This is a genomic window from Chryseobacterium sp. MMO-72 (assembly GCF_037146035.1).
Classification (GTDB): domain Bacteria; phylum Bacteroidota; class Bacteroidia; order Flavobacteriales; family Weeksellaceae; genus Chryseobacterium; species Chryseobacterium indicum.
The window spans coordinates 379,333-387,832 of the sequence record NZ_JBBCWG010000003.1 but is presented as its reverse complement, the minus strand read 5'-3'; the positions used below and the strand labels follow the sequence as shown (position 1 = coordinate 387,832).

At 37.2% G+C, this 8,500-nt stretch carries 6 protein-coding genes; 1 reads left to right on the top strand and 5 read right to left on the bottom strand.

What is annotated here, in order from left to right; all coding sequences use genetic code 11:
- Positions 1-137: 137 nt before the first annotated feature.
- The 4 genes from WFH39_RS07025 to WFH39_RS07010 all read right to left on the bottom strand — a co-directional run bounded on the left by WFH39_RS07025 (position 138) and on the right by WFH39_RS07010 (position 4,482).
- The gene (locus WFH39_RS07025) at positions 138-512 is read right to left on the bottom strand and encodes a VOC family protein (protein ID WP_336689323.1); all 375 of its coding nucleotides are present in this window, start codon (positions 510-512) and stop codon (positions 138-140) included.
- A 78-nt stretch (positions 513-590) separates the two neighbouring features.
- Positions 591-2,582, bottom strand: a complete 1,992-nt coding sequence (gene uvrB / locus WFH39_RS07020; protein WP_235132300.1) for an excinuclease ABC subunit UvrB — start codon at positions 2,580-2,582, stop codon at positions 591-593.
- A 155-nt stretch (positions 2,583-2,737) separates the two neighbouring features.
- On the bottom strand, positions 2,738-4,111 hold the full coding sequence (locus WFH39_RS07015) for a M56 family metallopeptidase (protein ID WP_336689322.1): 1,374 nt from the start codon (positions 4,109-4,111) through the stop codon (positions 2,738-2,740).
- On the bottom strand, positions 4,108-4,482 hold the full coding sequence (locus tag WFH39_RS07010) for a BlaI/MecI/CopY family transcriptional regulator (RefSeq protein ID WP_336689321.1): 375 nt from the start codon (positions 4,480-4,482) through the stop codon (positions 4,108-4,110). Before WFH39_RS07010 ends, WFH39_RS07015 begins: the two co-directional genes overlap by 4 nt.
- A gap of 106 nt (positions 4,483-4,588) precedes the next feature.
- On the opposite strand from WFH39_RS07010, the gene WFH39_RS07005 reads away from it, so the two are divergent.
- Entirely contained in the window at positions 4,589-5,809 is a 1,221-nt protein-coding gene (locus tag WFH39_RS07005; protein WP_336689320.1) for a PQQ-dependent sugar dehydrogenase, read from the top strand.
- Between the two features lie 66 nt (positions 5,810-5,875).
- Here WFH39_RS07005 and WFH39_RS07000 read toward each other — a convergent pair whose 3' ends face one another.
- A complete protein-coding gene (locus WFH39_RS07000; protein ID WP_336689319.1) occupies positions 5,876-8,311 on the bottom strand; it encodes a TonB-dependent receptor plug domain-containing protein in 2,436 nt (811 codons plus the stop codon).
- Positions 8,312-8,500 lie beyond the last annotated feature (189 nt).

The following is an 8,500-nucleotide window of genomic DNA, read 5'->3' as shown; positions in this document are numbered from 1 at the left end:
GTTTGTGCGTATCCTTTGGGGGTGGGTTGTTCAATAAAAAAACCAAAAAAACAAAAACAATAAAAATATTACCAAAATTGTCGCCGCCCACCCCCCCCCCCCCCCGAAACTTTTTTTATCTCAAAATAAATCAAAAATTATTTAGGCTCCCAAAGCTCAACCTTATTTCCTTCAAGATCAAGAATATGTACAAACTTTCCGAAATCATAAACCGCGATCTCATCTAAAATTTCAACATTCTCTTTTTTCAGTTCTTCAACTAAAGCTTCAAGATTATCAACCGTATAATTAATCATAAAGTCCCTCGTGGAAGGCTCAAAATAATTAGTGGTTTCAGGAGAAGGACTCCATGTCAAAGAACCATTTGGATTGGATTCCGCAGCCTCTTTCCATTCGAAAGTTGCGCCGTATTCGTTAACATCAATTCCAAGATGAGTTGTATACCATTCTTTTAAAGCTTTTGGATCTTTACACTTGAAGAATATTCCGCCGATTCCTGTTGCTCTTTTCATTTTATAGCTGGTTGGTTTTTTAAATATATTTCAGGTTTCGGCGGTTGCGGCTTTGCCGCGACCGCCGAAACCTAATTATTATCCTTTCAAAGCAGCAATTTCATCTCTCAGTTTAGCTGCTTTAATAAAATCAAGATTTTTCGCTGCAGATTCCATTTCCTTCTGCTTTTGCGCAATTACCTTTTCCATATCTTCAGAAGTATAGCTTGCTTTTGCTTCGGCAACTTTCTGAAGAATTTCTTTTTGTGTATATTTTTCATCAGGAAAATCCTTGCTTCTTCCGACAAGACTTTCAGAAATCTTCTTATTTAAAGCTACCGGAACTTTTCCATGCTCTTCATTATACTGCATTTGTTTTGCACGACGGTATTCTGTTTCATCTAGCGTTGCCTGCATCGATTTGGTGATCTTATCGGCGTACATAATCGCTCTTCCGTTAAGATTTCTCGCGGCACGACCAACGGTTTGGATCATCGATCTTCGGCTTCTCAACATCCCCTCTTTATCAGCATCGAGGATGGCTACTAAAGACACTTCCGGCAAATCCAGACCTTCTCGCAATAAATTTACCCCGATTAAAACATCGAAAAGTCCCACACGCAGATCCTGCATAATCTGGATACGTTCCAAAGTTTCCACATCCGAATGAATATACCGTGTTCTGATCCCGAATTTGGTAAAATATTTTGTTAATTCTTCTGCCATTTTTTTAGTAAGGGTCGTTACAAGAACCCTTTCATCAAGATCCGCTCTTTTCTGAATTTCCTCCATTAAATCATCAATCTGATTCTGGGTAGGACGGATTTCAATAATCGGATCTAAAAGTCCGGTCGGACGGATAATCTGCTCAATATAAGCACCCCCGGTTTTTTCCAGTTCATAATCTGCCGGAGTTGCGGAAACATAAATAACCTGATTTTGGATCGCTTCAAATTCTTCAAATTTCAAAGGACGGTTATCCATTGCAGCAGGAAGCCTGAATCCATATTCCACCAAAGCTTCTTTTCGGCTGCGGTCGCCTCCGTACATGGCGTGAACCTGCGGAACCGTAACGTGGCTCTCGTCAATCACCATCAAATAATCTTTAGGGAAATAATCCAATAAACAGAAAGGTCTTGTTCCCGGTAATCTTCCGTCAAGATATCGCGAATAGTTTTCAATTCCGGAACAGTAGCCGAGTTCTTTTATCATTTCCAGATCAAGTTCGGTTCTTTCCTGTAATCTTTTGGCTTCCAGTGGTTTTTCAATCGAATTGAAAAAATCAACCTGCTTTACCAGATCATCCTGAATATCACGGATTGCGCCGTTCAGTGTTTCTTTCGATGTTACAAAAAGATTGGCAGGATAGATCTGAATCTGATCAAAAGCACCTGTCACATTTCCCGAAACCGGATCAAAGCTTTGGATTTTCTCAATTTCATCCCCGAAAAACTGAATTCTGATCGCATTGTCTGCATAAGCAGGGAAAACATCAATCACATCTCCTTTTACACGGAATGTTCCTCTTTGGAACTCATTTAATGTTCTGGAATATAATGCGTTAACTAAAGAGTGGAGCAGTGCGGTTCTTGTCACTTTTTCACCAATCGCAATGGAAATTAATGATTTGTGAAATTCCGTAGGGTTCCCGATACCGTAAATACATGAAACTGAGGCAACAATCAGAACATCTCGTCTTCCCGATAGTAAACTGGCAGTTGCGGAAAGTCTTAATTTTTCAACTTCTTCGTTGATACTCAGATCTTTTTCGATATAAGTTCCGGTTGTGGCGATGTAAGCTTCCGGCTGATAATAATCGTAGTAACTTACGAAATATTCAACAGCATTTTCAGGAAAGAATTCTTTAAACTCCATGAAGAGCTGTGCTGCCAAAGTTTTATTGTGGGCTAAAACCAAGGTTGGTTTCTGTACATTCTGCACCACGTTGGCAACGGTAAATGTTTTTCCGGATCCGGTAACTCCCAGAAGTGTCTGGTATTTTTCCCCGATTTCGATTCCTTCGGTGAGCTTTTCTATCGCTTGTGGCTGATCTCCGGTAGGTTTATATTCTGATTGAAGTTTGAAATTCATAAAAATTGTGATGTTATCCTAACAAAAATACGAAAGATATATTTGACATCAGAAAGTATTTCATACCACAGATTCATTAAAATAAGATGCATGATTATATTCAAAAACAAAACAGCATCCAATCTGAATGCTGTTTTATTTTAAAAAAATCGATCCTAATTTTGAAAGTACATCGTTAGCGGAATTCTCATGCTGTAACGAACAGGTTTTCCATCTTTTTCTGCGGGTTTCCAGACGATGTTTTCATTGGCTTTTTTGAAAGAATTTACTGCTTCTGTATTAAATGCTTCATTGTTTCCTGATGCTTTCACATCCGCAATATTTCCGTCTTCCAGAACAGTATAGTTGATCTCAGTTCTGTACGTTTCTTTGCTTACATTAACTTTAGCACCGTCAAATGCTTTCGACATTTTATTCCTCATTTCATTAATTCCACCCGGATATTGCGGAAGTAAAGTTGCCTCATCTTTTGTTGCCATGTTTTTACCCTCTTTCGGTCGGATGGTATCCTGAATAACTCCTTCATCAATAATGTTTTCACTTAATTGCTCAGTAATTCCACTTTCTGGGTTTAAAGATTCGTTTTTAACATCATTAGTAATGGGTTCATTACTTTCAGCAATCTGTTTTTTCACAGGTTCTGATATTGTTTCCTGCGTTTTTTCGATCATCTTCTCCATCGGAGTGGCATAGGTTTTCTGCACGAATAGTCCGAAAGCAATCAGCAAAACCGGAATGCTGATTACTTTTTTTAAGTCTGCCAGCTTAGATTTTTTGGTGTTCATCATAATAAATCGTTTTTTGGTGTTTTTGAAATTGAATGTATGCGTAAGGTTATAGTTTTGGCTTGAAATAATTTCTTCCAGAATTAAATTCTGATAGTCTTTTATGGCAAAATCGTTTTTTAAAACAGATTCATCTGCCAGAAATTCATGATTGGTAATTATTGCTTTCTTATATAAATAGACGGCAGGATTGAACCATGTAATTATCTTTATGATCTCGACAATAATAATATCAATGCTGTGTTTCTGTTCCAGATGACTCTTTTCGTGAAGAAATATTCTGGAATCTATTTTGTTGTCAATCAGATAGTTTTTTCCTAAATAAATCGTATTCCAGAAGCTGAAAGGCGAAACCGGATTTTCGGTGATGAGAATGTTCTGATTCTGATACAGCATTTTTTCACCTTTCAGATTTTTAATTTTTAAATATGAAAATATAGTTCTTATCAGGAAAGTCAATGTTACAGTTCCGTAGATTATCCAGATCAGATTCATCCAGTTAAAGCTTTCCTGTTTCGGTGTAATGTCTATAATCTGTTGTGTTGCTTCAATAGTAGTCTGCAAACGATTCGATGGTTTGGAAGTTTCTGATTGAATGGAAATAAATGGAACGGTATAGGAAAATACAAGGGAAAACAAAAGGTAAAACCTGTTGAAACCGTACATTTTCTCCTTCTGCAAAAACACGTAATATCCAGTCAAAAGCAAGGAAGAACACAGAATTATTTTTAAAACGATCATCATTTTTCGTTGATTTGCTGGTCGATAATTTCACGGAGTTCTTTCAGCTGTTTTTGGGAAAGCTTTGCATTGGACGTAAAAAACGATGCAAACTGCGTTACGGAACTGTTGAAAAAACGGTCAATCATAGAAGTCATTTCCTCTTTGAAATACTCTCCTTTCGCGATCTTTGGATAATATTCGCGGGAATTTCCATACAATTTGTAGCCAACAAAATCCTTATTCTGCATTCTTTTCAGAAGGGTGGCAATGGTTGTGGTGGCAGGTTTCGGTTCGGGATACGATTCTAAGATATCCTTCATGAAAACTTTTTCTTTTTCCCAGAGAATTTCCATAAGATCTTTTTCAGAATCGGTCAATTTTATTTCTTTCATATTCTACGAGTTGTTATTTGTTTCTACAAATGTAGAATAAAAATTTAAACTACCAAATTTTATGGCACTATTTTTCCATTTGAAATTGAATAATAATCGTAATTCAATGAAAATCAATAAATTTTATATTTCAGCAATCAGTTTAATTCTCCTGTCTTCATCATGTAAAGAAAATAAACTTAATGCCCAAAAGCTCGGAAAAGACGGAAGCGTAGAAACAAAAGAGCCTAATTCTCCGGAATATAAACCTGCTTTTGCCGGACAGACCAGAATAAAAGCTGTAAAAACCTCAACGCCTTATAATATCGAAATTTTAAATAAAGATCTGGGGAAACCTTGGGGAATTATCAATTTACCGGACGGAAGATTTTTAATTACAGATAAAAGAGGATATATGAATGTGGTTTCTGCCGACGGAAAAGAAATTTCAAAAATTGAAGGCTTCCCGAAAGTAGATTCCAAAGGGCAGGGCGGAATGCTTGACGTGGCTTTAGATCCTGATTTTAAAACAAACAATATCATTTATTTCAGTTTTTCAGAACCTTATGAAAATGGAAATCATACCGCTGTTGCAAAAGGAAAGCTTTCTCAGGATTTAAAAACAATTTCTGAAGTAAAAGTTATTTTCAGAGCAACTCCGACGTATGATGGAGACAAGCACTATGGAAGCCGATTGGCATTTGATAAAGACGGAAATTTATTTGTAAGTACAGGAGAAAGATCGGATAAGCAAACGAGAGTTTATGCGCAGAGAACGGATAATTATTTAGGTAAAATATTAAAAATAACAAAGGAAGGGAAGCCGGCTCCCGGAAATCCTTTCATAGGAAAAACAGGGTTTAAACCTGAAATTTATGCTTACGGAATAAGAAATCCACAAGGTCTGGCAATTGATCCGGGCGGAAATTTGTGGGATGTAGAAATGGGACCGAAAGGCGGAGATGAGATCAATCTAATAAAACCCGGGAAAAATTATGGTTGGGGAGATGTAACCTACGGAATCGAATATTCCGGAGATAAAATCAACAATGGGACAACTCAAAAAGCGGGAACAGAACAGCCTGTTTATTACTGGGATCCTGTGATTTCGCCAAGCGGAGTTACTTTCTACACCGGAAATATCGAAGAATGGAAAGGAAATCTGATGATTGGCTGTTTAAGCGGAGAACACATCAGCCGGATTGTAATGAAAGACAATAAAGTGATAGGAGAAGAAAGACTTCTTGAAGATCAGAACGAAAGATTCCGAGATGTTCTCAACGGAAGCGACGGAAATCTGTACGCTGTTACAGACAGTGGAAAATTGTATAAAATTTCTAAAAAATAATAGTTTTGTTCAGATAAATAATGGCTTCTGAATTTCCAGAAGCCATTATTTGTTATGGTATAAAGATTAAAATTTAAAATTAAATCTTGCAAAAATCTGTCTTCCTGCAAATCCCATCTGTACCGGATCAAAAATACCTCCTGATTCCGTATTTCCGGATGAAACAGCATCTCTTTGTAAAGTAGCATATCTGTTGAATAAATTTTTGCTTCCTATGGTCAGATTGATGTTTTTGGAAAATTCATAGCCAAAAGAAAGATCTGTCGTAACCTTCGGATTGTAAGTCTGGTAATCGTCTGGTCCGTTATAGCCTACCAGAGTCACTTTATCAAATCTAACCAGCTGTAAATTAGCATTGAATTTACTGATCTTATAATTCAGGTTTAAATTGATCTTCGTTTTCGGTGCTGAAGCCAAAATAAAAGCTCTTTCTCTAGGGCTGAGATAAATGTCTTCTTTTCCTTTCAGCCTGTCGGAAGTATTCACTTTTGTGATCTCCATTTCATTGTAGTTTCCGGCTAATGTTGCCGTCAGTTTTCCTTTTCCGATATTTTCGTTAAAACTTAAAATAACATCAAGTCCTTTAGTTCTTGTATCTATTGCATTGGTGAAAAACTGAGCCTGATCGATGCGGTTTTCAATTAAAATATTCCCGATCGCATCATCATCCTGCGAGAAATTTCCTGTTAAAACAATTCTGTCTTTTACCTTGATGTAATATCCATCTACTGTTGCCGTAAATTTTCCTGTGTTAAAGGTAAATCCGGCACTTCCATTCACAGAAGTTTCCTGTTTAAGCTGCGGAATTCCTACTGCTTTCGCCAGATTACTGTCATTAGACGCCAATTGAATGGTTACCAGATTTCCGCCCTGAAAATTGGTAAACTGTAAGCTGTAATATTTCTGAGCCAGAGAAGGAGCTCTGAATCCCGTAGAAAAAGAGCCGCGGAATGCAAACTGTGGTGTTATTTTGTATCTTGTAGCCAGTTTTCCGTTCAGGGTGCTTCCAAAATCATTATAATTTTCGAATCTTCCTGCAACGCTTACCATCCAGTTTTTGGTAATGTCTAGTTCGGTATCTACATACGCTGCAAAATTATTTCTCGATTTGTTAATTTCCTGAGAATATCCGGGAAAGCCCTGAGAACCGCCCGGTCTTACATTTCCGCTTAATGGGTTGATTACCAATAAGGTTGAAGGCGTACTTGCCGTCACGACATTTCCATTCACATCATACATCGCGTAAGAAGCTTCTTCACCTTTGATAATATTGAATTTTTCGTATCTGAACTCTGATCCGAACGCCACATTCAGCCCTTCCAGAACAGAAAACTGTCGGGTTGCATTGAAACCTGTTGTATTCTGCAGCAAAGAATGTCCTCCTGCATCAAAACTCGTTGGTGATTTTACACCCAGCGTTGCATTAATGGTATGATCGATCTGGTAAGTAAATCTGTTGCTTCCGAATGCATTGTACGCATCAACTTCCCACTCTGCAACTTTAAATTTTAAACCATTATCAAACGTGAAATCTGAAATACTGGTGTCCTGAACCGGATTGAAGCCATTGGGATAAACCTGCGGGATATTTCCGTCTGCATCCGCACTTCTTGTCCATGCATACGCGTTTGTATTCCTGTGCGAAAATCCCTGTCTGGAATAGAATTTTAAATTATCCGATATCGGAATCTCAATATTTCCGAAAAAATAAAAATTCTGTGATTTTGCATCCCCGAATCTCTGTCTCGGAGCATCGTATTTTTCAGGATTGGCATTACGGATCGCATATTCTTTATTGACAAATTCTGCCGTAAAATTTCCGAAACCGCCTTTAGAACCTATTTTTGTTCCGTAATTTCCGTAAAAGTCAAAAGTATTTCCGTCTATTTTCCGGTCAGAAACCACATCATGATCTCCCGGACTTTTAAAAAGATTCACTCCATAAAAAGCATTGCCTTCAAAACCGTGATTACGGTCATTTAAAATTACATTAATTACTCCTGCAATCGCATCTGAACCATATTGTGCCGATGCTCCGTCACGAAGAACCTCAATTCTTTTTATCGCACCTACAGGAATCGTGTTCATGTCAGATCCCGTATTCCCGCGGCCTTTTGTACCAAAAAGGTTGATTAATGAAGACTGATGATATCTTTTTCCGTTGAGCAAAAGCAAAGTCTGATCAGGACCAAGTCCTCTTAATGTTGCCGGATCTACTGCATCTGCTCCGTCTGATCCGGATTGTTTATTGGAATTAAATGAAGGTGCAGAAAACTGTAAAAGCTGGTTGACTTCGATCTGCCCTGTTGACTGGCTTACCTGTTTAATGTCGATGATGTCAATCGGAACCGGAGTGTCTACAACCGTTCTTTTTTTATTCCTGCTTCCTGTTATGGCTACCTCATCAATTTTTCCTTCTTTAGAGATGGTATCATTGGTCTGCTGAGAATACAGAACAGAAGATACTCCAAGAAAAAAGGCACTTATGTATTTAATTTTCATATTTCGTTGGATTTAAATTGACATTTATATCAAAAATATTAAATTTTGTTTTTAAATCAGTAATAAAATATGGTTTTATTTGATAAATGTATTTAAATTAAATAAAAACAGTGATTATGTAGAAAAATATGATCGGTATAATTTTAAGAAAAAAATGAATTTCTGAATGTTTTTTTTAATAAAAAACGG

Bases quoted from the DNA above. Each gene is read 5' to 3' on its own strand.
- WFH39_RS07025 (WP_336689323.1), bottom strand. From the start codon at position 512: ATGAAAAGAGCAACAGGAATCGGCGGAATATTCTTCAAGTGTAAAGAT.
- uvrB (WP_235132300.1), bottom strand. From the start codon at position 2,582: ATGAATTTCAAACTTCAATCAGAATATAAACCTACCGGAGATCAGCCA.
- WFH39_RS07000 (WP_336689319.1), bottom strand. From the start codon at position 8,311: ATGAAAATTAAATACATAAGTGCCTTTTTTCTTGGAGTATCTTCTGTT.
- WFH39_RS07015 (WP_336689322.1), bottom strand. From the start codon at position 4,111: ATGATGATCGTTTTAAAAATAATTCTGTGTTCTTCCTTGCTTTTGACT.
- WFH39_RS07005 (WP_336689320.1), top strand. From the start codon at position 4,589: ATGAAAATCAATAAATTTTATATTTCAGCAATCAGTTTAATTCTCCTG.
- WFH39_RS07010 (WP_336689321.1), bottom strand. From the start codon at position 4,482: ATGAAAGAAATAAAATTGACCGATTCTGAAAAAGATCTTATGGAAATT.